We start from the raw sequence: 25,905 nt of genomic DNA on the forward strand, positions 1-25,905 counted from the left end.
GGAGTGCAAACTGGGGATTCTACGAATGGCGGCCAGGTGGCCACGACTTCCATAATAGTTCGCATGCTAACGATAGGAGACATCGGATGACACGCTCGAAAACCCTTGCCTGCCGCGCCCGCCGCGGCCTGCTGGCCCTGGCGGTGCTCGCCGGCACCGGTCTGGTCCACGCCCAGACGAATGATGCACCGCTGCGCCTGATCGTGCCGTTCACGCCCGGCACCGGCATCGACCTGATCGCCCGCACCATCGGACCCAGGCTGTCCGAGCGCCTGAAGCGCCCGGTGGTGGTGGACAACCGGGCCGGGGCCTCGGGCAACATCGGTACCGAGGCCGTGGTGCGCGCCGCGCCCGATGGCAACACCCTGCTGGTCAGCGTCAACACCCTGGTGATGAACCGCAGCCTGTACCCGCAGGCGCCATTCGACCCGCTGCGCGATCTCACCCCGGTGAGCCTGACCAGCTGGGGTCAGCTGATGCTGGTGACGCACCCCAAAACCGGTTTCAAGACCGCCAGTGACCTGGTGGAGGCCGCACGCCGGGCGCCCGGCAAGCTCAACTACGCCTCGCCGGGTGTGGGCACGCCGCACCACCTGTCGATGGAGCTGTTCAAGAACACCAGCAAGAGCTTCATCACCCACATTCCCTACCGCGGCACCAGCCCGGCGCTCACCGACCTGCTGGGCGGCCAGGTGGATGCGATGTTCCTGCCGATCCATGTGGCGCTGCCGCAGATCCGAAGCGGGCGCCTGGTGGCGCTGGCCATCGGCAGCGACAAACGCCACGCCTTGCTGCCCGACGTGCCCACGCTCACCGAGTCGCGCACGGCCGACGTGAACGTGGACATGTGGTACGGCGTGTTCGCGCCCAAGGGCATGGCCCCGGCCATGGTGGCCACGCTCAACCGCGAGATCAACGACATCCTGGCCAGCGATGAGGTGAAGAAGGCGTTTTCATCCCAGGGCATGGACCCGGCCACCGGCACGCCAGACTCGTTTGGCCAACTGGTCCAGAAAGACGCCGAGCGTTGGGCCGCTCTCATCAAGGCTCAAAACATCAAACCGGAGTGAGCATGTCAGAACAAACCGCGATCGCGGTGGTGGGTGGCGGCATCGCCGGGCTGGCTTTTGCGCTGGCGCTGCACCAGCGCGGCATTGCCTGTGATGTGTATGAGGGCGTGACCGAGATCAAGGAGCTGGGCGTGGGCATCACGCTGCTGCCGCACGCCGTGGAGGAACTCACCGCGCTGGGCCTGCTGCCCCAGTTGGAGGCGGTGGGCATCGAGAACCGCGAGAGCGTGTTCTTCAACCGATTCGGCCAGCGCGTCTATGGCGAGGCGCGCGGGCGGCATGCGGGCTACGAACTGCCCGAGCTGGGCATCCACCGCGGCAAGCTGCACGGCATCCTGTTTGACGCGGCGCAGAAGCGCCTGGGCCCGCAGCATGTGCACACGGGTTACCGCTGCACCGGCCTGGCGCAGGACGGTGAGGGCGTCACGCTCTCGTTTGCCGACAACGCCCGGGGCCCGGTGGCGCCGGTGCGCGCGCAGTGGGTCGTGGCCTGCGACGGTGTGAACTCGGTCGTCCGCAAGCACTTTTATCCGGACGACCAGGTCTGCTACGCCGGCATCAACACCTGGCGCGGCACCACGGTGCACAAGCCCATCCTGGGCGGCAAGTCCTATATCCGCATCGGCTCCATCGACACCGGCAAGATGGTGATCTACCCCATCGTGGACAACGTGGACGGGCAGGGCAACCAGCTCGTCAACTGGGTGGCCGAAATCCGCGACAGCGAAGCCCGCATGAACGACTGGAACCGCCCGGGCCGGACCGACGACTTCCTGCCCACGTTCGCCGATTGGCGGTTTGACTGGCTTGACGTGCCCGCGCTGATCACCTCCGCCGAGCAGGTGTTCGAGTACCCCATGGTGGACAAGGACGCGCTGCCGCGCTGGAGCTTCGAGCGCGTGACGCTGATGGGTGATGCCGCCCACCCGATGTACCCGCGCGGCTCCAACGGGTCGGCGCAGGCGCTGATCGATGCACGCACGCTGGCCGACGAAATCGCCACCGAACACGCTGTGGGGGGAGATCTGCGCACCGCCCTGCAGCGCTACCAGGCTGTGCGCCTGCTGGCCACCGCCCGCGTGGTGGAAACCAACCGCACCCTGCCGCCGGACTTCATCATCATGAAAGCCGATGAATTGAGCGGCGGGAAGCCCTTCGGCAACATCGACGAACTGATCAGCCAGGACGAGCTGCGCGCCATCTCGGACAACTACAAGCAGATCGCGGGCTTTGCGCTGAAGGGCTGATCCGGCGCTTGCGCCCCCGTGGTGTGGGGGGTATCCGACAAATCGGGTGACTTGCTGTGACGCTGACACCTGCCGGGCACGGATTTGTGGCACTGTCACGAAAAGGTGTCGTCCGTGGGGGACGGGACACCCACCCTGTGCCATCAGCATGCCGCGATCCACTCACGCGAATCGACATCAGACGGGAGATGACTTCTGGCTCGGCAGCCCCGCCGCGCACTGGCTGTGTGCCGTGGTCCTGGCCTGGGCGGCCGTCTGTCCTGTGGCGCAGGCGCAGGCCACATTGCGCTATGGCGGCGACGCCGCGTTCGCGCCTTTCGAGTCCCTCAACGCCCGCGGTCAGGCCGAGGGTTTTCAGATCGAGCTGATGCAGGCGGTGGGGCGCGAACTCGGGGTGGAGGTTGACGTCAGCCTGCAAGGCTGGCCGGCCACGGTGGAGGCGTTCAAGGCGGGACGGGTGGACGTGATCGCGATGGTGGAGACCGCCGAGCGGCGGGCCTATGCGCGCTTTCTCAAAGGCCACGCGGCGCCGGCCTTTGCGGTTTATCTGCCGGTGGATCGGCCCGCGCCGCGCGCCCTGCAAGATCTGCAGGGTTCGCGCATTGCCGTGCTGGACCACGAACCCATGCGCGAGAGCCTGAGCAAGTGGCTCTCGGGCATCCAGGGCCCCTTCATCACCCAGCCCGACGCACTGTCGGCCTTGAAGGCGGTGGAGCTGGGGCTCGCCGACATGGCCTTGTTGCCCCGTGCCTATGCCGATCCCGTGATGGCGAGTGGCGACGTGCTCGGGTTGGTCGCGGGCCTGAACAACCTGCGACTGCAAACCTACTCGTTGGCGGTGGTGCGTGACAACGACGCGCTGCACCAGCGCCTGCAGGTCGCGCTCGACCGCCTGGAGGCCAACGGCACCTTGCCTGCGCTGCGCGATCGCTGGCTCAACGACGAGCCCGCCAGCGCCGAGCAGCTGGCGATGGAGCGCGATCTCGAGCAGCAGCGCCACTGGATCTGGCGCATCGCGGTGGGGGGCTCGCTGTTGCTGGTGCTGGCGGCGTACGCGTTGCGCCAGCGGGGTCGCGCGGTGGCCACCGAGCGCGCGCGGCGAACCGAGGCTGAGGGGTCGTTGCGCCGCTCCGAGGAGCTGCTCGATCGCACCTTCCAGCGCAACCCCGAGCCGATGCTGGTGGTCGACCACCACAGCGGCGTGGTGCAGGACGCCAATCCGGCGGTGGCGACGCTGCTGGGCTTGCCCGAAGGCGAGGTGGTGGGGCAGCCGTTGCGGGCTCTGGCACACCACATCGGCATGGACAACCTCAAGAGCATGGCGCGTGCGATCGATCTGGACGGCATGCTGGACGCGCTGCCCGTCACCGTGACCCGCGCCGACAGTCAACAGCGCGCTTGCCTGGTCAGCGCGGACAAGATGCGCGTGGGCGATCTCACCATCGTGCTGTGCATCGTGCGCGACGTGACCGAGCGCATGGCACAGGACCCGGTGTTTCGACAGGGGTACCTGGCCTTGCAGGCCATGAACGAGCAGGCGCGCATCGACGCGCCCGACACGCAGCCGCCGTCGGACGGCGGCGAGGAGCGCGTGCGCGAGTTCACCCGGGCCTTGGCGCACGACTTGCGTGCGCCATTGCTGGCCATCCAGGGATTCATGGGTTTGATGCGCGAACGCCTGGAGCAAGGGCACACCGACGAGGCGCTGGAGTACAGCGAGCAGGTGGACAAGGCCACGCGGCGCATGAACTCGATGATCGACGCGCTGTGCAAGCTGGCGCAGATCGACCAGGAGGTCTTGCGACGACAAGACATCAACATGCGCACCCTGGCCGAGGACACCTGGGCTCTGGTGCGCGGTGGCGAGACCGATCGGAACATCGAGATCCGGTTCGATCCGCTGCCGCACGCGCTGGGCAACCCGGATCTGGTGGCGCAGGTCTGGCAGAACCTGCTGCACAACGCCTGGAAGTACACCGCGCGCGTGCCGGTGGCGCACATTCGGGTCGACAGCTTCCAGGAAGATCGACGCACCTGGTACCGCGTCACCGACAACGGCGCCGGTTTCGACATGGCACACGCCCGTCACCTGTTCCAGCCGTTTCGGCGCATGCACTCGACCTCGCAGTTCGAAGGCAGCGGCATCGGCCTGAGCATGGTGCAGCGCATCGTGCACCACCACGGCGGCGAGGTGCGCGTGCGCAGTCAGCGCGGTGTGGGCACGGTGGCCGAATTCACGCTCGACCCGGCGGCCTGAACGGCTTGGCCCCTGCGCTCAATGCCTGGGGTCAGGCGGCCTTGCTGCGTGCTGTTTGCGCCAGGCCGCGGGCGCCATCTGGTGCGCGCGCTTGAAGGCCCGGTGAAAGGCCGGCTCCGACTCGTAGCCCGTGGCTTGGGCAATGCGCGCGATCGGCTCGTTGCTCTCCAGCAGCCGCTGCGCGGCATACCGCATGCGCTGGCGTGCCAGGTAGCGCATGGGGGGTTCGTCCATCAGGGCATTGAAACGCTCGGCGAAGGCCGAGCGCGACAAACCCACCTCGCGCGCCAGCTCTTCGGTGGTCCAGCCGCGCTGTCGGTCTGCATGCAGCAGAGCCAGGGCGCGGCCCACCTTGGTGTCGCCCAGACCCGCCAGCCAGCCAGTGCTGCCGTCGGGCTGCTGCTGAAGATACTGGCGCACGGCTTCGGCGAACAGCAGCTCGGCCAGCCGACCGAGCAGGTTGGGCGAGATGCCGTGCACCACGCCCATGGGCTGTGAGGCGAATCGCAACGAGCTCTCGAACCATTGGGCGGCAGCCGGGTCGCGCAGGCTCAGGTGCAACACCCGGGGCAGGGCGTTGATCAGCGGGTCGTTGATGTTGTCGTGGCCGAGGTAGCCGCAGAAGAAGCGCGTGGTCGGCCCCTGGCCCTTGTGCGTGATGCGCACCAGGCCGCTTTCGCCGGGCTGGTGTTCGAGCTGCTCCACATCCATGGGCGGCACGCCCAGGTCGCTGCCCAGCAGATGACGGTCGTTGCGCGGCAGGATCACCAGCTCGCCCGCCCGCACCTGGACGGCATCTGCCTCGCCCTCCACGCGCAGCGCCAATGCGCCCTCGCACACGAAGTGGTAGGCGATGACCTCGCGCGGTGCGGGGTTGAACTCCGCGCAGTCTTCGGGCCCGACCTTGGAGAACACGCACCAGGGCGCGGTGATCTCCGCCTCGACGAAGACGGCGCCCCGCAGGCGCAGCGCTTGCAGCACATCGGTCAAGGCATCGATGGGGTAAGGGGTGGTCATGGCAGGCGTTTCGGCAAGAAAAGCCGGCGGCGCGGGAATGGCCGTGGCGGGCAGCGAAACGTAGAGTAATCCCACCGGCGCCACCGAGGCAACGCCCTCTGTCCATTCACCGGGCACCGGCCACGCAACACAGGAGTCTTTCAATGATCACCGACGCACAGGGTCACACCCTCACCGGCGCCACCGCAGAGGCCGCCACCCACTTTGAACAGGCCGTCACCGCCTTCAACCTGTACCGCGGCGACCCGATGGCAGCGCTGGAGCGCGCCACCGAAGCCGCGCCCGGTTTCGTCATGGCCCACCTGCTCAAGGCCCACCTGATGGCCATCGCCACGGAACCCGCTGCCGCTGCCGGCGCGCGCGAGCTGCTGCAGGCCATGGCCGATCTGCCCATGAACGAGCGCGAGCGTTCGCACCGCGCAGCCATCGAGCTCATCCTTCAGGGCGAGTGGTCGGCCGCGGCCGTCGCGCTGGACCACCACCACACGCGCCACCCGTTCGACATCGTGGCGCTGCAGGTGGGCCACCTGTGCGACTTCTTCCGCGCCAATGCGCGCAACCTTCGCGACCGCATCGCGCGCACCCTGCCGCACTGGAGCGCCGAGATGCCGGGCCACTCCATCCTGCTCGGCATGTACGCCTTTGGCCTGGAAGAGTCGGGCCAGTACGCACAGGCCGAAGACGTGGGGCGCAGCGCGCTCGATGCGCAGCCGCTGGACTGCTGGGCCCACCACGCCGTGGCCCATGTGATGGAGATGCAGGCGCGCCACCAGGACGGCATCGGCTGGATGATCGCGCGCGAGCCTCACTGGTCGGGCGACGACAACTTCTTCCAGGTGCACAACTGGTGGCACCGTGCGCTGTGCCACCTGGAGCTTGGGCAGGTCGATCAGGCGCTGGCGCTGTTTGATGGCCCCATCCGCAGTGGGCGCAGCCTGGTGGCGGTGGACATGGTCGATGCCTCGGCCCTGCTCTGGCGCCTGGCGATGAGCGGTGTGGACGTGGGTGACCGCTGGAACGAGCTCGCCACCGCCTGGGACGCGCACGCCGATGGCGCGCTCTACCCGTTCAACGACTGGCACGCGGCGATGGCTTGGCTGGGCGCGGGCCGCGAGGCCGACGTGGAGCGTCTGCACGCGGCGCTGCGCGCCGACCCGCGCGGTCGGGAAGCCTCGCGCTGGGCGGCCGACACGGGGGCCGATCTGGTGGCCGGCTTCGCCGCCTTCTGGCGTGGCGACCACGACTCGGCTGTGCAACACCTCCACCGCGCACGCTTCATTGCCAACAGCTTTGGCGGCAGCCACGCACAGCGCGACGTGATCGACTGGACCCTGACCGAGGCCGCGCTGCGCGGGCGCCAGTATGGTCTGGCCGAAGCGCTGGCCAACGAACGCCTGGCGTTGCGGCCGCACAGCCCCGTCAATCGCGGCTTCCTGCTGCGCGCCGCCGCCGGGAGCGTGGCAGGCGGCGTGCGCAGCCAGCGCGGTGTGGGCGCGGTGGCCGAGTTCACACTCGATCCGCAGCACTGAGCCGGTCGGTCGTTCGTCGCTGGAGGTGACGGGCGGCTAAGTTAGCTATCGAACAGACCCGGTTGCGCAGTGCTGACAAGGTGGATGTCCTGGACCCGGTGTGTGCGGGCTCTCCTGCACCGCGTCCCGAAGGATCGCCACGTGATGAATGCGCTGTTGCAACTGGACTTGCCGAGTCGCGAGCGTCAGCCATGGGGTTTGCACAAGGTTCGCGCAGGACGTGTGCTGTTTGCCCAGGGGGAGCCGTTTCACGGTTTGTATGCGGTGCGCAGCGGCACGCTCAAGTCGGTGTTCGCGCTCGCCGACGGGCGAGAGCAGGTGTGCGCCTTTCCCATGGCCGGCGACGTGATCGGGTTCGACGGTGTGGTTGATGGCGTCCATGGCACCACCATGACGGCGCTGGAGGACACCCATGTGGCACCCCTGGCCTGGCGGTCCTGCGCGCAGTTGGCAGCGTGCGACGCAAACCCGCTTCAGCACCTGATGGAACTCATGGCCAGGGATATCCAGCGGGGGCACACGTTTCATGCCTTGCTCGGACGCGCCAACGCACAGGAGCGGCTGGCAATGTTCCTGCTGGACCAGTCGCGGCGCTGGCACGCCCAGGGCTGCTCGCCTTGCGACTTCCAGCTGCGCATGTCGCGTGCCGAGATCGGCAGCTTTCTTTGCATGTCGATGGAGACGGTGAGTCGCACCTTCTCGGGCATGCAGCGCAAGGGCTGGCTGCGGGTCGACAATCGCCGCGTCATTCTGTCGGATATGGTTGGATTCACGCGCCGTTTTGGCGCGTTGCCCTGAATGCGGCGGGCGCCGATCCTGCGCACCCGGTATGTATGCCATCACACCGACAAGGGCCGGATCCCCATGCAGCATGGAGGGATGCTTCTGCTGTTCACAGCGCGTGCGCGCCATTCCCAAGTATGAGCGTGATTCCGCTTTCAAGGTCGTTGCGCGTGCTCACCGTCAACATCCACAAAGGCTATGACGTCTTCAACAGCCGATTCGTGCTGCACGAGTTGCGCGAAGCCGTGCGCGCCGTGCAGAGCGACCTGGTGTTCCTGCAGGAGGTGCAGGGCGGCACCGAAGGGCGCAACGCGAGCTCGGTGGGCGCGCAATACGAGTTCCTGGCCGACGAGATCTGGCCCGACCATGCTTATGGGCGCAACGCGGTGGCCGAGGGCCTGGACCACGGCAACGCGGTGCTGTCGCACTTTCCCGTGGTGCGCAGCCACAACCACGACATGTCGCTGCCGGGGGTGGAGCCGCGCGGCTTGTTGCACTGCGAAGTGACCCTGCCCGATGGCCTGCCCGCGCTGCACGTGATGTGCGTGCACCTGGGGCTGCGCGAATCCCACCGGCGCCACCAGCTCGCGCGCCTGTGCGAGACCGTGCAGGCAGAAGTACCCGCCGATGCACCGCTGGTGGTCGCCGGCGATTTCAACGACTGGCGCTCGCGCGCCGATGCGCTGCTCGCGCCCAGCGGCCTGCGCGAGGTGTTCAAGGAGGCACACGGGCATCACGTGCGCAGCTTCCCAGCACGCTGGCCGCTGCTGCGGCTGGACCGCATTTATGTGCGCGGTGTTGCGACCGCGCAGCCACTGCCCATGCCTCGACGGCCCTGGGCGCAGCTGTCCGACCATGCGCCGGTGGCGGCCGAGATCGAAGTGTCGGAGGCACCGTGAACTCGCGTTGGGTGCCTGGCAACCGCATCACGCTGCTGGAGAACGGCGAGGGCTACTACCCGCGTGTGTTCGAGGTCATCGCCGCAGCCGAGCACGAGGTGCTGCTCGAGACCTTCATCCTGTTCGACGACAAGGTCGGGCGCGAACTGCAGCAGGGCTTGCTGGCCGCGGCCGGGCGTGGTGCCGAGGTGCATGTGCTGGTCGACGGCTGGGGATCGCCCGACCTGCCTGCCTCGTTCACACAGCCGCTGCTCGACGCCGGCGTGCGTCTGCGCAGTTTCGAGCCGGTGCAGCGCCTGTTCGGTGCTCGCATCAACCTCCTTCGGCGCATGCACCACAAGCTGGTGGTGGTGGATGGCCAACGCGCCTTCGTGGGTGGCATCAACTACTCGATCGACCACCTCCAGGAATTCGGACCGCTGGCCAAGCAGGACTACGCGGTCGAGATCGAGGGCCCGCTGGTGGGGCAGATACAGGCCTTCTGCCGCGCCAACGTGGTCGCTCCGCAGCCGGCGCGCAGGCAGTGGCTCCAACGCTGGCGCGCCAGCCTGGAAGGTCGCGGTGTTGCCGGCGTTCATGAAGACGGTGCGGTGGCCGCGTTTGTCACGCGCGACAACAACGAGCACCGCTCCGACATCGAGCGCCACTACCGCGCCGCTGTGCGCAGCGCGCGCCAGCGCATCCTGATTGCCAACGCCTATTTCTTCCCCGGCTACCGGCTGCTGCGCGATCTGCGCCAGGCGGCGCGGCGTGGTGTGCAGGTCGATCTGGTGTTGCAGGGCCACCCGGACCAGCCCTGGGTCAAACGCGCCACCGAACTGCTCTACCGGCACCTGCTGCGCGCTGGCGTTCGCGTGTACGAGTACAACGAACGGCCGCTGCACGGCAAGGTGGCGGTGGTGGACGACACCTGGGCCACCGTGGGTTCCAGCAACCTCGACCCGACCAGCTTGAGCCTGAATCTGGAGGCCAACGTGGTGGTGCGCGACGCGGCCTTTGCCCGGCACCTGCGCGAGCGCATCGAACACCTGATGGCGCAGAGCTGCGACAGCGTGCAGCGGCCTGCCACGGGGCGCCTGCGCTCGGCCTGGATCGCCGTGCGCAGCATGGTGGTGTTTCATGCGCTGCGGCGCTTTCCCGTGTGGGCCTCGAAATGGTCGGTGCGCGAACCGAGGGTCGTGCCCATGCACGTCGACGCGCCATGAATCCGGCGGCGCAGCGGGCCTGGGGATGGTTCAAGCGCATCGCGCCGTGGGCGCTGGCCGCGCTGGTGCTGACACTGGTGGTGCGGCAGGCGCGCACGGTGGAATGGCCCGAGGTGTGGCGGGCGCTGCAGGCGCTCACGCTGGCCCAGGGGCTCACGGCAGTCGGTCTGGCCTTGTTGAGCTACGGCCTGTATGCCAGCTTCGACCTGATCGGGCGCCGCCTCACCGGCCATGCGCTCTCGATTCCGCGCACCCTCGCCACCGCCGCCATCAGCTATGCCTTCAATCTCAACTTCGGCGCCCTGGTCGGCGGCTTCGGTTTGCGCCTGCGGCTCTACATGCGCGGTGGCCTGCCGGCGCCAACGGTGGCAAAGGTCATTGCGCACAGCATGGTGACGAACTGGCTGGGCTATCTGTGGGTGGCGGGTGCCGTGCTGTTGTTCGCCCCGCCAAGGCTCCCCGAGTCGGGGGTGCCGAGCGACCTGGGCTTGCGCGCCATCGGTGCGGTGATGGTGGCGCTGGCGCTGGTCTACCTGGCACTGTGCACCTGGTCGCGCCAGCGCGAACTGAGTTGGCGCGGACACACCCTGGCCTTGCCCGGCGCACGCCTGGCCGCGCTACAGGCGTTGCTGGGTGGCGCCAGCTGGATGCTGATCGGCGCCATCGTCTGGAGCCTCTTTGGCGGGCGCATCGATTACCCCGCCGTGCTCGGCGCACTGCTGCTCGCAGCGGTGGCCGGTGTGCTCACGCACGTGCCGGCCGGCCTGGGTGTGCTGGAGGCGGTGTTCGTCGCCACGCTGGGTGGCCGACTGCCCGCCACCGAGGTGTTGGCCACGGTGCTGGCCTACCGCGCCGCCTACTACCTGCTGCCGCTGGTGTTGGCGCTGCCGGCCTACGCATGGAGCGAAGCCGCGGCGCGGCCCCGCACCCCGACGGCTCAGCCTCTGCCCACGAAAGGCATCTGACTGGCCATCACGGTCATGTTCAGCACGTTGGTGGACAGCGGCAGGCCCGCCATGTAGCGCACGGCCTCGGCCACGTGCTGCACGTCCATCATGGGTTCGGTGGCCATCGTGCCGTTGGCCTGGCGCACGCCTTGCGTCATGCGCGCAGAGAGTTCGGTCAGCGCGTTGCCGATGTCGATCTGGCTGCACACGATGTTGTAGTCGCGCCCATCCAGAGCGATGGTCTTGGTCAGGCCCAGCACCGCGTGTTTGCTCGCGGTGTAGGGGCTGCTGAAGGGGCGGGGCGCATGGGCCGAGATGGAGCCGTTGTTGATGATGCGACCGCCCTGTGGGGTTTGCCGGCGCATGAGACCGAAGGCGGCGCGTGCGCACAGGAACACGCCCGTGATGTTGGTGTCGATCACGTCCTTCCAGCGCTCCAGCGGCAGCTCGTCGATCGGCACGGCAGGGGCATTGACGCCCGCGTTGTTGAACAGCACATCCAGGCGTCCGTAGCGCTTCTCGATCTGGTCGAACAGGGCCTGCACGCTGTGCTCGTCGCGCACGTCGGCGGGTATGGCCCATGCATGCTGGCCGGCGGCCTGGGCCGCTTCGGCCACGGCGGCCAGCGGCTCGGAGCGCCGCCCGGTGAGCACGACGTGAAAGCCGTCCTTGAGCAAACCGAGCGCCACGGCGCGGCCAATGCCGCTGCCGGCGCCGGTAACCAGTGCAACACGGGGAGAGGGAACAGATGCCATGGGAGGTGCCTTGGGTGGGAGGTTGAATGGACGAGGGCACATGGTAGTCGGCGCACCGGATCACTGAAGGTCAGCACGCTTGCGGAGCGCGGAATTTTGGAGTACATGGTGGCTGAGGAGGCGCCATGAACGCACCATCCACTGCCATTACCCGCCGCCTGTTGCTGGCCGCGCTGGGCAGCAGTGTGTGTGCCCCCCTGGCCGGGGCGACGAGGCCGCTGAAGGTGGGCTTCATCTACCCCGGGCCAGTGGGCGATGCGGGATGGACCTTCGCGCACGACGCAGCACGTCGGGCAGTCGAGGACCGCTTCGGTTCACAGGTGGTCGTGACCGCGGTGCCCGACGTGCGCGAAGGTGCCGATGCGGAACGCGTGCTGCGCGATCTGGTGGCGCAGGGCAATGGATTGATCTTCGCCACATCGTTCGGCTACATGGAAGCGGTGCTCCGGGTGGCCGCCGACCATCCGGAAGTGAAGTTCGAACATGCCACCGGTTTCAGGACTGCAGCCAACGTGCGCACCTACGACACACGGTCCTACGAGCCTGCGTACCTGGCCGGGGTGGTCGCCGGAGGCACGACGCGCAGCGGCTTGCTCGGCGTGGTGGGTGCGCTGCCGGCGCCGGCGGTTCTGAACGGGATCAACGCGTTCACCCTGGGTGCGCAGGCGATGAACGCTGCGACGCGGGTGCGCGTCGTCTGGGTCAATGCGTGGTTCGACCCACCGCGCGAAACCGAGGCCGCGATCAGTTTGTTGAACCAGGGGGCCGACGTGCTGATGCTGACCACGGATTCCCCGGCAGCGCTGCAGACGGCTGAGCGACTTGGCCGGCGTGGCTTCGGCCTGTCCAGCGACATGGGCCGCTTTGCGCCGAAGGCGCACCTCGGCTCCATCGTCAACAACTGGGCGCCGTATTGCATCCGGGCCGTGGGCGATGCGCTCGACGACCGTTGGGTCACAGGCCATTCCTGGTGGGGCATGAAGGAGGGGGCGGTCGAGCTTGTGGGCGTACCCAGCGACGTGCCCCCGGCGGTCCATGCCCGGGTGGCCGCCGTGCGCGGTGGCCTGCGCGACGGCAGCTTCGCGATCTGGCGCGGTCCTTTGCAGGACAACATTGGCCAGGAAGTTCTGCCCCGGGGCCAGGTCGCCGACGACGCTTTCCTGCGCCAGATGAACTTCTATGTGAAAAGTGTCGAGGGACGCGTGCCGGGCTGAAAGCCGAGCTCCGGTCCCTGAATTCAGGCCATGCCGTTGCGGCTGGCGAGTTCGACGAAGAGTGCCGAGTGGTCCAGGTCGGCCAGACCGTGATCGACCGATTGGGCGTAGAGCTGTTCGAACAATCCGGTGATGGGCGCATCGAACCCGACTTCGCTGGCCGTGGTCAGCGCGTTGCGCATGTCCTTCAGTTGCACGGCCACCGCAGCGCGCTTGGTGAAATCGCGTTCAACCATGCGTTGGCCGTGCACCTGCAGGATGCGGCTGTCGGCAAATCCGCCGGTGATGGCCTGCTTGACCTTGCCCATGTCGGCGCCGCCCTTCTCGCACAGCAGCAGTGCCTCGGCCACCGCGCCGATGGTGATGCCCACGATCATCTGGTTGGCGAGCTTGGCCAGTTGCCCGGCGCCGTGCGGGCCCACATGCACCGGGCGGCCCAACAGCTCGAAGAGCGGGCGCACGCGCTCGAAATCGGCGGGCTCACCGCCCACCATGATGGCCAGCGTGCCGGCCTCGGCGCCCACGGTGCCGCCCGAGACGGGCGCGTCCAGGTGGCGCATGCCGGCGGCCGCCAGGCGCGCGGCGTGGTCACGCGCCTGCCGCGGCAGGATGGACGACATGTCGACCACCACACTGCCCGGGCGCAGGCCGCCCGCGGTGCCCTGGTTGAACAACACGTCTTCCACAATGTCGCCGTTTTCGAGCAGGGTGATGACGATGTCGGCCTGGGCCACGGCGTCAGCGGGTGTGTCGGCCACGCGGGCGCCAAAGGCTTCCAGGCGCTCGGCCTTGCTGCGCGAGCGGTTCCACGCGCTGACCATGCAGCCAGCCTCACACAGGCGACGGGCCATGGGAAAGCCCATCAGGCCGATGCCGAGCACGGCCACTTGCAAAGCCGGGGAGGGTGGGGTGGAGGATGTTGTTGAGGTGTTCACTGGAGCGCCTGGAGAAACATTGAAGGGGGGCGTATGCAGAATAGTGGTGTTTGTCGAGCTCGTCAGCACACGCTGAAAACGACCCCATGACACAATGCGCGACCATGGAAAAAACACCTTCGACCGACCCCGTCTGGCTGGACCGTGAGTACAACAACCGGGCGCTGGTGCCCGAGCACGCCGAGCATTTCAAGCGTTGGGCCGAAAGCTCGGCGCAGACCCGGCAGAGCAGCCGTCCACTGCTCGATGTGAGCTATGGCCACGGCCCCGGGGAAACGCTGGACATCTTCCCCGCTCCGCGCAAGGCCGGTACACCGTTGGCGCCGGTGATGGTGTTCATCCACGGCGGCTACTGGCGAAGCCTGGACAAGTCCGACCATTCTTTCATCGCCCCTGCGTTCACGAAACTCGGTGCCTGCGTGGTGGTTCCCAACTACGCGCTGTGCCCGGCGGTCACCATTCCCGACATCGTGCTGCAGATGGTGCAGGCCCTGGCCTGGACGTACCGCCACATCGCCGCGCACGGTGGTGATCCGCACCGCATCTCGGTGGTGGGCCATTCGGCGGGTGGGCATCTCGCCACCATGATGCTGGCTTGCGAATGGGAGCGCGTGGGCGACGATCTGCCCGAATCGCTGGTGAAGAACGCGCTCTCCATCTCGGGCTTGTACGACCTGGAGCCGGTGCGGCTCACACCGTTCGTGCAGTCGTCCTTGAAGCTGACGCCCGCGCAGGTGAAGAAGGCCAGCCCGGCGCTGTTGCCTGCGCCGCTGCTGCGCGAAGGTCGGGGTCGGCTGTACACCGTCGCTGGTGCGGACGAGAGCAGCGAGTTCCTGCGCCACAACCGCTTGATCCAGCAGGCCTGGGGGTCGGAAGTGGTTCCTGTGTGCGAGGCCTTGCCGGGGCTCAATCACTTCAGCATCGTCGATGCGTTGGCTCAGCCTGGACATCGGCTGCATGTGTTGGCTCGGGAGCTGCTGGCGGTTTGACGTTTGGTTTTCTCCGGTGGCTCCGGTCATCGACGACCACGGGGCACGGCTCCGCGAATGTCCCCCGGTGGCCTGCGGCCACCTCCTCCTTGATTTCGCTGCGCCGTGCCCCATGGCCGCCGATGACCTCATTGGTACTCGGTTAGTGCGTACACCAACATTGCTTCGGCTCGCGGGCGCGGTGTGTTCTGCGCAGCGGCATCAAGGAGGAGAGGCGGCGCAGCCGACTCGGAGGACAGCCGCGGAGCAGAGCACGCCGCGTCCGTGAGCCCGCGAGGTGGTTGAGCGAAACGCCCCAAAAACCCAACTACATCAACAAATGCTCACCCGCGTTGTCCCCACCCAGGATCACGTAGTTCACCTTGCGCACGTCCATCAGCTTCGTGCCACCCGAATAGCTGATCGAGCTTTGCACGTCCTGCTCCATCTCCACCAGCGTGTCGGCCAGCTTGCCCTTGATGGGTTCCAGAATGCGCTTGCCCTCCACGTGCTTGTATTCGCCCTTGTTGAAGTCGCTGGCCGATCCGTAGTACTCCTTGTAGAGCACACCGTCCACCTCCACCGTCTGGCCGGGTGACTCCTCGTGGCCCGCGAACAGCGAACCGATCATCACCATCGAGGCACCGAAGCGAACGCTCTTGGCGATGTCGCCATGGCTGCGAATGCCGCCGTCGGCAATGATGGGCTTGGTCGCCACGCGGGCACACCACTTCAGTGCACTGAGCTGCCAGCCGCCGGTGCCAAAGCCTGTCTTGAGCTTGGTGATGCAGACCTTGCCCGGACCCACGCCCACCTTGGTTGCGTCCGCGCCCCAGGTCTCCAGGTCGATCACCGCCTCGGGCGTGGCCACGTTGCCCGCGATCACGAAGGACGACGGCAGCTTCTCCTTGAGGTAGCCGATCATGTTCTTCACGCTGTCGGCATGGCCGTGCGCGATGTCGATGGTGATGTACTCGGGCGCCAGGCCCTCGGCCACCAGCTGGTCCACCGTGGCGTAGTCGGGCGCCTTCACGCCCAGCGAGATCGAGGCGTACACATCGTGGGCGCGCATGTCGCGCACGAACTGGAGGTTGTCCAGATCGAAGCGGTGCATCACGTAGAAGTAGCCGTGCTTCGCCAGCCACACGCAGATGGACTCGTCCACCACCGTCTTCATGTTGGCCGGCACCACCGGCAGTCTGAACTTGCGACCACCCAGCTCCACGCCGGCGTCGCATTCCGACCGGCTCTCCACGCGGCACTTGCGCGGCAGCAGCAGGACGTTGTCGTAGTCGAATATCTCCATAAGAACCAGGCTCCAGATAACTGTTGTTGAACAGGGAGAGCGCTTGGCTTGGCCGGTCTTTCTGGATGACCCAAAAAAAACCGGGCGCAAGAATCTTGGGCCCGGTGACTGATTCTAGGCTTCTTGGGCGGATCGCGCGCGACTTTGGGCGCTTGCCACCCCATATGAAGGCCATACGGATGACCGTATGCCGCGCGCTGCACGGGGTGCTTCCTACAATCGAGCCATGTTGTTTGAAGAATCTCCGTTGGACGCCGTGCCCCCCTCCCCGCTGCTCGCGGGCCTCAACGCCGAACAGGCCGCCGCCGTCATGCTGCCGGGCGAGCACGCGCTGATCCTGGCCGGGGCGGGCTCGGGCAAGACGCGGGTGCTCACGACCCGCATTGCGTGGTTGCTACAGACCGGGCAGGTCACGCCCGGCGGTGTGCTCGCGGTGACCTTCACCAACAAGGCCGCCAAGGAAATGATGACCCGGCTCTCAAGCATGCTGCCGGTGAACGTGCGCGGCATGTGGATCGGCACCTTTCACGGTCTGTGCAACCGCTTCCTGCGTGCGCACCACAAGCTGGCCAACCTGCCGGCCACGTTCCAGATTCTCGATACGCAAGACCAGCTCTCGGCCGTCAAGCGCCTGTGCAAGCAGTTCAATGTGGATGACGAGCGTTATCCACCGAAGCAGATCCAGTACTTCATCAGCGGCTGCAAGGAAGACGGTCAGCGCCCGCGCGACGTGGTGGCGCGCGACGAAGAAACGCGCAAGAAGATCGAGCTCTACGGGCTCTACGAAGAGCAGTGCCAGCGCGAGGGCGTGGTGGACTTCGGCGAACTCATGCTGCGCAGCTATGAGGTGCTGCGCGACAACGACCCGGTGCGCGAGCACTACCAGCGGCGCTTCCGCCACCTCCTGATCGACGAGTTCCAGGACACCAACCGCCTGCAGTACGCCTGGATCAAGATGTTCAGCACGCCGCCACTCGAAGGCCTGCCGCCTTCGGGCAACGCGGTGTTCGCGGTGGGCGACGACGACCAGAGCATCTATGCATTTCGCGGTGCTCGCGTGGGCAACATGGCCGACTTCGTGCGCGAGTTCAACGTGCGCCACCAGATCAAGCTGGAGCAGAACTACCGCAGCTGCAGCAACATCCTCGACTCCGCCAACGAACTCATCAGCCACAACACCAACCGCCTGGGCAAGAACCTGCGCACCGACGCTGGCGCTGGCGAGCCGGTGCGCGTGCACGAGGCCACCAGCGACTTCGCCGAAGCGCAGTGGATGGTCGACGAGATGAAGCAGCTCGCGCGCGAAGACGTGCCCAAGGTGGAGATGGCCGTGCTCTACCGCAGCAATGCGCAAAGCCGTGTGGTGGAGACGGCGCTCTTCAACGCCGCCATGCCCTACCGCGTCTACGGCGGCCTGCGCTTCTTCGAGCGCGCCGAGATCAAGCACGCGCTGGCCTACTTGCGCTTGCTGGAAAACGCCAACGACGACACCAGCTTTCTGCGCGTGGTGAACTTTCCGCCGCGCGGCATCGGCGCGCGCAGCATCGAACAACTGCAGGACGTGGCCCGCGCCTCGGGCTGCTCGCTGCACGACGCGGTGAGCGCGGTGACTGGCCGCGCCGGCGTGGCCATCGGCGCCTTCGTGGCCAAGCTCGACGTGCTGCGCGAACGCTCCGACGGCATGACGCTCTCCGAGATCATCGAGCTGGTGCTTGAGCACAGCGGCTTGGTGGAGCACTACCGCGCCGAGCGCGAAGGGCAGGACCGCGTGGAGAACCTGGAAGAACTGGTGAGCGCCGCCAAGAGCTTCGTGGGCATCGAAGGCTTTGGCCGCGACGCCGTGGCGCGCACGGTGAACGGGTCGCCGCTGACGCAGAGCCCGGCCAGCCAGGGGCTGGACGCATCGCTGCCGGTGCTGGACGAACCGCTGGCACCCGATGCCGAAACCGGCGAGACCATGAGCCCGCTGGCGGCTTTTCTCACGCACGCGGCGCTCGAATCGGGTGACAACCAGGCGCAGGCCGGGCAGGACGCGGTGCAGCTCATGACGGTGCACGCCGCCAAGGGGCTGGAGTTCGACGTGGTGTTCATCACCGGCATGGAGGAGGGCCTGTTCCCGCACGAGAACTCGATGAGCGACCGCGACGGGCTCGAAGAAGAGCGCCGCCTGATGTATGTGGCGATCACGCGCGCACGCAAGCGGCTGTATCTCAGCCACTCGCAGACGCGCATGCTGCACGGCCAGACGCGCTACAACATGAAGAGCCGCTTCTTCGACGAGCTGCCCGAGGCCTGCCTGAAATGGCTCACACCGCAGCAGCCGGCCTGGGGTGCGCCGGGCGGCGCGGGCGGGGGTGGTGGCCAGTGGCAGAACGGGCGGCGCTTTGGCGCCGCGCCCGCACTGCAACCCTCGTGGTCACCCGGGTTCAACGACAAGGGCGACCCCAAAGGTCTGGGCCAGAACGCACCCGAACCCGACCGTGGCACCGACATCAAGGCCGGCATGGCCGTGTTTCACAACAAGTTCGGCGAGGGCAAGGTGCTGTCCATCGAAGGCGCGGGCGATGATGCCCGCGCGCAGGTGAACTTCAGCCGCCACGGAACGAAGTGGCTCGCGCTCAGCGTCGCGAAGCTCACACCCATCACCTGAGGGGGAGCTCGACCCAGCCAAAGCGTGACCAGGAGCGCATGAAGCGGTCCAGCCCAGGGACACCACGGGTCCGGCTACGCCGGCCCCAGGTGTCGCCCCCCTTTCAAGGGGGGAGGCGCCGAAGGCGACGCGGGGGGTCAACTCCCAATGACGCCGCCATCGTTTTTCGTGATGACGATGGTGGCGGAACGCGGACGCTGGCCGACGCCATAGCCCGCATTCGAAGGCCACTGGCTCTCAAACTTCGTCGCGTCGTTCACGTCCGCCATCTTCGTGTTTTCGCCCGCGTGCTGGATGTTCACGAAGATCGCGCGGCCGTCAGGCGTTTCGGTGATGCCGGTGATCTCCGCGCCCTTGGGTCCGACCAGGAAGCGCTTGAGCGTGGCCGACGTCTGCGGCTTGCCCATGTGCGTGGTCACCTGCTTGTCGCCATGGGTCAGGGTCTTGCTCGCGCCGTCGCCGCGCTGGCCGGGCAGGGCGGCGAGCAGCATGCAGTTGGTCTTGTCGGTGTAGGCGCCGTCGTCGGTCTGGATCCAGCACACGCCGGTGGCCTTGCTGAACACCAGTCCGTCGGGTGAGGACAGGTCGTTGTCTTCGGTGAGGTTGGAGAGGTTCACGTTGGCCTTGTCGGCGTCGGCTTCCGAGGCGAACAGGTAGATGTCCCACAGGAACGCAGCGTCTGCCGGCGCCTTCTCGGCCAGGCGAACGATGTGGCCATGCACGTTGCCTTTCTGCTCCTTGCCGGCCTTCAGGTCGGTGTACACGCGCGGGTTGGCGCTGTCCACGGTGGCCACGGTGCGTGCGCTGTTGTTGGTGAGGGTGATGTAGACCTCACCGTTCTTCGGGTTCACGCCGCCCCACTCGGGCCGGTCCATGCGCGTGGCGCCCACTGCGTCGGCGGCCAGGCGGGTGAAGACGGCGATGTCGGCTTCGTTCTTGAACTCGAAGTACGAGCTGCCGGCGATCACGGGGTTGTCCATCGACAGCTCCAGCCACTCACCGGTGCCGTCGCCCTTGAAGCGCGCGACGAAGAGCGTGCCCTTGTCGAGGTACTTGTCGCCCGCGGCGAGGCGGTTGGCCGGCTTGGCATCGGCCGGGTCCCACTTCGCGGCCGAGACAAATTTGTAGATGTATTCGCCGCGCGCGTCGTCGCCCATGTAGGCCACCACCGGCTGGCCAGCACTCACGCGCGCGAAGGTCGCGTTCTCGTGGCCCATGCGGCCCAGCGCGGTGCGCTTGCGCAGCGCGGTGGTCTTGTCGTGGGGGTCGATCTCGACGATGTAGCCGAACGTGTTCATCTCGTTGCGGAAATCGTCCTTGGCGCTGGCGCCCACGGCGCTGTTGTTCCAGCGCGTGTAGGTGTCGGCGCTGCCACCGCTTTCCCAGCCGTGGCGGCTGGCCGCGCCGGCCTTGCGGCCGTAGCGGTTGAGGGCCTGCACTTGTTTGTCTTTCTTGCGCGCGTCGTCATCCTTCGCATCGCGGAAGAAGTAGCCGAACCAGTTCTCTTCGCCCGAGATGAACGTGCCCCAGGGCGTGCGACCGGTGCCGCAGTTGTTGAGTGTGCCGCGCGCCTGCGTGCCGTCGGGGCTGAACTTCGTCACCAGGTGCTCGCTGCCGCGCGCCGGGCCGTGGATGGCCACCGGCGTCATGGTCGTCACGCGGCGGTTGAACGCCGAGCCCGGCTTCGTGGCCCAGGCCTTGCCATCGCTCTGCACCTCGACCACCGAGAGGCCGTGGATCATGAGTTCCTTGTCGACCTCGGCAGCCGGACGGGGCAGGGTGGAGGTGCCACCATTGGCGTGGATGAAGAAAGAGCTGAGCTTTTCGTCGGTGGTGGCTTCATGGTTCATGGCCAGCAGGCCGCGCGATGCGAAGCTGTCCGACGGTTGGCCCGCCGCGTCCAGGCCGAACCACTCGATGCCGTCGTGGTGGTCACCGGCGCGGTTGCCGAAATCGGCGTCCGTGCCGTCATTCTTGTAGGCGGGCGTGCTGGCGGTGAGCGGGTCGCCCAGCGCGTAAATGACGCGCGCGGTGTAGCCGGCGGGCACGGTGACGCGGTCGGCCATGGTTTTGGCCACGGGCGTGAACCCGAGTGCGTGGACTGGAGCGACAGGGCCCGCCATGGTGGCGCAACCACCGAGGGCAGCGGCGCCACCCAGGGCGGCTGTGCCACGCAGCAGACCGCGACGGCTCAGGCGGGCCTGCAGCACGGTGTCGAACGCGGGGTTGTTGCTGGTGTTGGAGTCTTCGTCGTTGAATTGGGCGGTGGGACGGATGTTGTCGTGGGACATGCTGATGACCTTGGGTGAATGAATCACCGCGGATCATGTGCAATCTGTGTGAAAGTTCAGTGACAGCGCGTCACCCGGTCTGGGCACGCCGCCACGCGGCCGGCGGCAGGCCCACCAGGCGCTTGAAGGCGCGCGCGAAGGCGGCTTCGGAGTCGTAGCCCACCTCCAGCGCCACCGCGGCCACCTTGGACTGCCCCTGGCGCAGCAGCCCCGCACCCAACTGCATGCGCCAGCTCGTCAGGTATTGCATCGGCGCCTGCCCGGTCAACTCCACGAAGCGCTCGTGCAAGGCCGAGCGCGACAGGCCAACCTGCCGCCCCAGTTCCTCGACGCTCCAGGGGTCGGACGGACGCTCGTGCATCAACGAGATGGCCTGGCCGACGTGCCGATCACGCAGCGCGCCCAGCCATCCCGCCGAACCCGGCGGCAGCGATTCGAGGTAGCGCCGCGCGGCATCGACAAACACGAACTCGCTGGCGCGCTCCAGGATGGCGGCGCTCCCGGCCCGGCGCTCGCGCGATTCCGCCACCGCCTGGTCCAGCAGCTGCGTCGTCCACGCCCCCAAGGCGCCAGCGCGAAGGTGCAACTGGGGTGGCAGGGCGTTGATCAGCGGGTTGAAGGGCTTCATGTCGCAGGCCACGAAGCCGCACACCACGACCGAGCGGGCGTCGTCGGCGGGGCCGGGCAGGCCGGGCCGCAGCACACCGCGGTGGTAGGCCACGGCGATCGGCTTGGGGTCGTTGCGTGTGTCGTACCGCCAGCTGCTCTGGTCCTCGATCGCGTGCATGCCGGGCGCGCTGGAAATCACATGCCCGTCACCGCGCGGAAACATGATGATGTCGCCGGTGGCCAGCCGCACCGGCGCCTGGCCGTCCGAGGCGGCCCAACCCTCTCCCCTGGCCATCAGGTGGTAGGCGAGCACGTGGTCGGCGCCCGGCATGAGAGCCCCGGCCAGCATCGGCGACGGCGGCGTCTCGGCCGCCCACTCGCCGTCGAAGCTCACGTAATAAAAGATCGCCCCGCGCAGGCGCACGCTGCGCAACACATCGGACAAGGGGTCGTGGCTCATTGAGTGCCTCCGATCGTGCGGTCTTTCGATCAAGCCGCGCGGACAGACGGCAAAAGCCCGGCGGTGCGCACCGCCAATGGCGGACGCGCGAGCAAATATGCCGAACAGAAGGTGAAGCGTCAACGGCGGCGGTTTTTGAGAATGGATTCGTCGGCGCAACCCGCGTCGATGCACATCGAATACCCATCCTCAGGAGACCAGGCACCATGAACACCGTCATCGACAAACCCGCCATCGACTTCACCGCCATCAAGCAGCGCCAGCAGGCCACCTGGGCCAGCGGCGACTACGCCGCCGTCGGCACCACCTTGCAGATCGTCGGCGAGACGCTCGCCGAAGCCGCCGATGTGCGTGCCGGCCAGGCCGTGCTCGACGTGGCCGCCGGCAACGGCAATGCCTCGCTGGCCGCCGCGCGCCGCTACGCGAAGGTCACGTCCACCGACTACGTGCAGGCGCTGCTGGACAAGGGACGCGCTCGCGCCGAGGCCGAACACCTGCCGGTGCAGTTCCAGCTCGCCGATGCCGAGGCGCTGCCCTTTGCCAACGCCAGCTTCGATGCCGTGCTGTCGACCTTTGGCGTCATGTTCACGCCCGACCACCACCGCGCCGCGAGCGAGATGCTGCGTGTGGTTCGCCCGGGGGGCCGCATCGCGCTGGCGAACTGGACGCCCGCTGGCTTCATCGGCCGCCTGTTCAAGGTGATCGGCGCTCATGTGCCCCCGCCAGCGGGCGTGCAGTCGCCCGCGCTGTGGGGCACCGAGCCTCACATCGTCGAGCTGTTCGGCGCGCAGGCCGCGCAGATCGAATGCCAGCGTCGGCACTTCAACTTCCGCTACCGCTCGGCGGCTCACTTCGTGTCGGTGTTCCGCGAGTTCTATGGCCCCACCCACAAGGCCTTCGCCGCGCTCGACGCCGCCGGTGCGCAGTCGCTCGAGCACGCCATCACGGCCCTGCTCGACGAGTTGAACGTGGCCGGCCCGAACTCGCTGGTGGTGCCCAGCGAGTACCTCGAAATCGTGGTCACCAAACACTGAAGCGCCCGCCCCATTTAAGGAGATCGCCATGAAGACCAGCAAATTGATAGCCCACCTCGCGGTGCCACTCGCCGGCGCCTTGTTCACCACCCTGGCCGCGCCCGCGCGGGCTGATGTCATCACCGACTGGAACCAGCGCTGCGCGCAGATCGTCGGCGAGGCGCGCATCGGCACGCCGCCCGCCGTGCGCGTGATGGCGCTGGTGCAGACCGCCGCCTACGAGGCGGCGCGCGAAGCCACGCGTGCACCGTCGGCACCACCGCATGCGGTGGATGCTGCGGTGGCGGGCGCCCACCGAGCCGCGCTGACCCAACTGCTCCCGGCGCAACGCGCGGCTATCGAAGTCGCCGTGCAGGCGGCCGTGGCAGCCCTGCCGGACGATGCAAGCCGGGCGGCGCACCTGGCGGCCGGCGAGCGTGCAGCGCAGCGCGTTCTGGCCGAGCGCGCCGGCGACATGCCTGGCGGGGCCGACACCTACCGCCCACAGGCCACCCCTGGCGTGTACGTGCCCACCACGGCGCCGGCCGTGCCGCAATGGCCGCAGCGCAAGCCCTGGTTGCTGCAGCGCGCCGACCAGTTCCGCCCCGGCCCACCGCCCGCGCTGAGCAGCGCGCGCTGGGAGCGCGACTACAACGAGTTGAAGGCGCTGGGCGGCCGCGACAGCAAGCAGCGCAGCGCGGAACAGTCCGACATGGCGCGCTTCTGGGACTACTCGCTGCCGGCGATCTACCACGGCGTGGTGCGCTCGGTGGCGTTGCAGCCTGGTCGCGACGCGCTGGCCAACGCGCGGCTCTTCGCGGTCGTCGCGCAGTCCATGGACGACGCGCTGATCGCGGTGATGGACGCCAAGTACCACCACAACTTCTGGCGCCCGGTCACGGCGATCCGCAACGGCGACCTCGATGGCCAGGACGGCACCGAACGTGACGCGAGCTGGGCGCCGCTCATCGACACGCCGATGCACCCCGAGTACCCCTGCGCGCACTGCATCCTGGCCGGCACCGTGGCCACGGTGCTGAACGCCGAAGGGCGCAAGGGGCCGCTGCCCGTGCTCAGCACCACCAGCGCCACGCTGCCCGGCGTCGTGCGCCGCTGGAACACGCCCGACGACTTCATGAACGAAGTGGCGCAGGCGCGCATCGTGGGCGGCGTTCACTACCGGAACTCCACCGAGGTGGGCATGGCCATGGGCCAGCGCATCGGCGAATGGGCCCTGACGCGCAGCGCTGCGGCGGAACACTGACGCACCACCCAGGAGACAACGATGAGCGAACACATGTTTGAAGCCGACTACGTGATCGTCGGCGCGGGCGCGGTGGGCATGGCCATGGCCGACGCGCTGACGGCAGAGACGGCGGCCAAGGTGGTCATCGTGGACCGCCGCGCCCAGCCCGGCGGCCACTGGAACGACGCCTACCCCTTCGTGCGCCTGCATGGCCCCTCGGTCACCTACGGCGTGAATTCGATGCCGCTGGGCAGCGGGCGCATCGACGAGGTGGGGCTGAACGCCGGGCTCAACGAGCTGGCCAGCGGTGCCGAGATCTGTGCCTACTACGACCGCGTGATGCAGGAGCGCCTGCTGCCCAGTGGCCGGGTGACCTGGCTGCCGCTGCACGACGTGGATGAGGGCGGCGTGGCCATCTCGCTGGTGAATGGCCAGCGCCGGCGCCTGGTGGCCCGGCGGCGCTGGGTGGACGCGACACAGGCCGACACCCAGGTGCCCGCCACCCACGGGCCACGCTTCGCCGTGGCCGACGGGGTGAACTGCCTCACGCCGACCGAGCTGACGCAGTGGCGGCAGCCTGCTGAAGGCCACGTGATCGTCGGCGGCGGCAAGACGGCGATGGACACCGCCCTGTGGTTGCTGGAGCACGGCGTGGACCCCGATGCCATCACCTGGATCCGTCCGCGCGAGGCCTGGCTGCTCAACCGTGCCAACGTGCAGCCCACGGCAACGTTCGCCCACCAGACGCTGGCCGCCAGCATTGCCGAATTCGAGGCCGCGCGCGACGCCACTTCGCTGCCGGATCTGTTTGTCCGACTGGAAGCAGCGCGGCTTCTACAACGCATGGACCCATCGGTGCAGCCCACGATGTACCGCTGTGCCGTCGTCAGCGAGGCCGAGCTGGCACAGCTGCGCAGGATCAAGAACGTCGTGCGCATGGGCCATGTGCGGGCCATCGAGATCGATCGCATCGTGCTCGACCACGGCGAGATCGCGACCTCGGCCCGGCACGTGCACGTGCATTGCAGCGCGGGCGGCTTGCCGCGTGGTCCTGTGCAAGCGGTGTTCCAGGGGCAGCGCATCGTGCCGCAGTACGTGCGTCGCTGTTCGCCGGCGTTCAGCGCCGCCTTCATCGCCCACCTCGAAGCCACGCTGGACGACGAACACGAGAAGAACGCCTTGTGCGAACCGGTGCTGGTTCCGCAGGTGCCGATCGACTGGCTGCGCATGCACCTGCAGACCGCGAAAAATCAGCAGCGCTGGTCGCCACGCCCGGAATTGCAGGACTGGTTTCGACGCTCCCGCCTCGAGGCCTACACGGATCTGTTCGAACGGATGCAGAGCCAGGCAGATCCGGCCTGGGGCGCCTTGCAGTCGAAGCTGAGACAGGCTCGCGGCCCGGGGTATGAACGCATGGCCGAACTGCTTCGCACCGCCGTCACCTCGCCGTCCGCCGGCACGGCGATGGCCGGCTGAAGCCCGTTGATCACCCCCGCATGGCGTC

General features: G+C 67.7%; 20 protein-coding genes. 14 read left to right on the forward strand and 6 right to left on the reverse strand.

Annotation, left to right across the window (positions count from 1 at the left end):
* The first annotated feature begins 86 nt into the window (after positions 1-86).
* The 3 genes from IV113_RS19980 to IV113_RS19990 all read left to right on the forward strand — a co-directional run bounded on the left by IV113_RS19980 (position 87) and on the right by IV113_RS19990 (position 4,574).
* On the forward strand, positions 87-1,070 hold the full coding sequence (locus tag IV113_RS19980) for a tripartite tricarboxylate transporter substrate binding protein (RefSeq protein WP_291088629.1): 984 nt from the start codon (positions 87-89) through the stop codon (positions 1,068-1,070).
* Between the two features lie 2 nt (positions 1,071-1,072).
* Complete coding sequence (locus tag IV113_RS19985; RefSeq protein WP_291088631.1) at positions 1,073-2,317, forward strand: flavin-dependent oxidoreductase; 1,245 nt, start codon at positions 1,073-1,075, stop codon at positions 2,315-2,317.
* A 148-nt stretch (positions 2,318-2,465) separates the two neighbouring features.
* Positions 2,466-4,574: a transporter substrate-binding domain-containing protein gene (locus IV113_RS19990; RefSeq protein ID WP_291088633.1), complete on the forward strand. Its 2,109-nt coding sequence runs from the start codon at positions 2,466-2,468 to the stop codon at positions 4,572-4,574.
* A gap of 18 nt (positions 4,575-4,592) precedes the next feature.
* On the opposite strand, the gene IV113_RS19995 is transcribed toward IV113_RS19990, so the two are convergent.
* Positions 4,593-5,591: an AraC family transcriptional regulator gene (locus IV113_RS19995; RefSeq protein ID WP_291088635.1), complete on the reverse strand. Its 999-nt coding sequence runs from the start codon at positions 5,589-5,591 to the stop codon at positions 4,593-4,595.
* A gap of 143 nt (positions 5,592-5,734) precedes the next feature.
* Here IV113_RS19995 and IV113_RS20000 point away from each other — a divergent pair, with 143 nt between their 5' ends.
* The 5 genes from IV113_RS20000 to IV113_RS20020 all read left to right on the forward strand — a co-directional run bounded on the left by IV113_RS20000 (position 5,735) and on the right by IV113_RS20020 (position 10,972).
* Positions 5,735-7,120, forward strand: coding sequence for a tetratricopeptide repeat protein (locus IV113_RS20000; protein WP_291088637.1), 1,386 nt, complete (start codon positions 5,735-5,737; stop codon positions 7,118-7,120).
* A 144-nt stretch (positions 7,121-7,264) separates the two neighbouring features.
* Positions 7,265-7,918, forward strand: coding sequence for a helix-turn-helix domain-containing protein (locus tag IV113_RS20005; RefSeq protein ID WP_291088639.1), 654 nt, complete (start codon positions 7,265-7,267; stop codon positions 7,916-7,918).
* Positions 7,919-8,040: 122 nt separating this feature from the next.
* Complete coding sequence (locus IV113_RS20010; RefSeq protein ID WP_291088641.1) at positions 8,041-8,802, forward strand: endonuclease/exonuclease/phosphatase family protein; 762 nt, start codon at positions 8,041-8,043, stop codon at positions 8,800-8,802.
* Entirely contained in the window at positions 8,799-10,007 is a 1,209-nt protein-coding gene (gene clsB / locus IV113_RS20015) for a cardiolipin synthase ClsB (RefSeq protein WP_291088643.1), read from the forward strand. The genes IV113_RS20010 and clsB overlap by 4 nt, the downstream gene beginning before the upstream one ends.
* Complete coding sequence (locus IV113_RS20020) at positions 10,004-10,972, forward strand: lysylphosphatidylglycerol synthase domain-containing protein (RefSeq protein WP_291088645.1); 969 nt, start codon at positions 10,004-10,006, stop codon at positions 10,970-10,972. Before clsB ends, IV113_RS20020 begins: the two co-directional genes overlap by 4 nt.
* Here IV113_RS20020 and IV113_RS20025 read toward each other — a convergent pair.
* The gene (locus IV113_RS20025; protein ID WP_291088647.1) at positions 10,945-11,709 is read right to left on the reverse strand and encodes an SDR family oxidoreductase; all 765 of its coding nucleotides are present in this window, start codon (positions 11,707-11,709) and stop codon (positions 10,945-10,947) included. The genes IV113_RS20020 and IV113_RS20025 overlap by 28 nt on opposite strands.
* Positions 11,710-11,834: 125 nt before the next feature.
* On the opposite strand from IV113_RS20025, the gene IV113_RS20030 reads away from it, so the two are divergent.
* Complete coding sequence (locus IV113_RS20030; RefSeq protein ID WP_291088649.1) at positions 11,835-12,923, forward strand: BMP family ABC transporter substrate-binding protein; 1,089 nt, start codon at positions 11,835-11,837, stop codon at positions 12,921-12,923.
* Between the two features lie 23 nt (positions 12,924-12,946).
* Here the strand turns inward: IV113_RS20030 and IV113_RS20035 are convergent, their stop codons facing one another.
* Positions 12,947-13,858, reverse strand: a complete 912-nt coding sequence (locus IV113_RS20035; RefSeq protein ID WP_291088651.1) for an NAD(P)-dependent oxidoreductase — start codon at positions 13,856-13,858, stop codon at positions 12,947-12,949.
* Positions 13,859-13,962: 104 nt separating this feature from the next.
* On the opposite strand from IV113_RS20035, the gene IV113_RS20040 reads away from it, so the two are divergent.
* Positions 13,963-14,847 carry an alpha/beta hydrolase gene (locus IV113_RS20040; RefSeq protein ID WP_291088653.1) on the forward strand — a complete coding sequence of 295 codons (885 nt, stop codon included), beginning with the start codon at positions 13,963-13,965 and terminating at the stop codon, positions 14,845-14,847.
* 307 nt (positions 14,848-15,154) lie between these two features.
* On the opposite strand, the gene IV113_RS20045 is transcribed toward IV113_RS20040, so the two are convergent.
* Positions 15,155-16,132, reverse strand: coding sequence for a GMP reductase (locus IV113_RS20045; protein ID WP_291088655.1), 978 nt, complete (start codon positions 16,130-16,132; stop codon positions 15,155-15,157).
* 226 nt (positions 16,133-16,358) lie between these two features.
* Between IV113_RS20045 and IV113_RS20050 the strand changes: the two genes are divergently transcribed.
* A complete protein-coding gene (locus IV113_RS20050; RefSeq protein WP_291088657.1) occupies positions 16,359-18,782 on the forward strand; it encodes a UvrD-helicase domain-containing protein in 2,424 nt (807 codons plus the stop codon).
* Positions 18,783-18,919: 137 nt separating this feature from the next.
* Here IV113_RS20050 and IV113_RS20055 read toward each other — a convergent pair whose 3' ends face one another.
* Together IV113_RS20055 and IV113_RS20060 are read right to left on the reverse strand one after the other, a co-directional pair.
* Positions 18,920-21,073 carry a PhoX family phosphatase gene (locus IV113_RS20055; RefSeq protein ID WP_291088659.1) on the reverse strand — a complete coding sequence of 718 codons (2,154 nt, stop codon included), beginning with the start codon at positions 21,071-21,073 and terminating at the stop codon, positions 18,920-18,922.
* Between the two features lie 70 nt (positions 21,074-21,143).
* A complete protein-coding gene (locus IV113_RS20060; protein ID WP_291088661.1) occupies positions 21,144-22,142 on the reverse strand; it encodes an AraC family transcriptional regulator in 999 nt (332 codons plus the stop codon).
* Between the two features lie 206 nt (positions 22,143-22,348).
* On the opposite strand from IV113_RS20060, the gene IV113_RS20065 reads away from it, so the two are divergent.
* Genes IV113_RS20065 through IV113_RS20075 form a run of 3 tightly spaced genes read left to right on the forward strand, consistent with a single transcriptional unit; the run spans position 22,349 to position 25,877 of the window.
* The gene (locus tag IV113_RS20065; RefSeq protein ID WP_291088663.1) at positions 22,349-23,176 is read left to right on the forward strand and encodes a class I SAM-dependent methyltransferase; all 828 of its coding nucleotides are present in this window, start codon (positions 22,349-22,351) and stop codon (positions 23,174-23,176) included.
* Positions 23,177-23,204: 28 nt separating this feature from the next.
* Positions 23,205-24,419: a vanadium-dependent haloperoxidase gene (locus IV113_RS20070; protein WP_291088665.1), complete on the forward strand. Its 1,215-nt coding sequence runs from the start codon at positions 23,205-23,207 to the stop codon at positions 24,417-24,419.
* A 21-nt stretch (positions 24,420-24,440) separates the two neighbouring features.
* Complete coding sequence (locus tag IV113_RS20075) at positions 24,441-25,877, forward strand: NAD(P)-binding protein (RefSeq protein WP_291088667.1); 1,437 nt, start codon at positions 24,441-24,443, stop codon at positions 25,875-25,877.
* The last annotated feature ends 28 nt before the right edge of the window (positions 25,878-25,905 follow it).

Source organism: Hydrogenophaga sp. (assembly GCF_018780385.1).
Taxonomy (GTDB): Bacteria; Pseudomonadota; Gammaproteobacteria; order Burkholderiales; family Burkholderiaceae_C; genus Hydrogenophaga.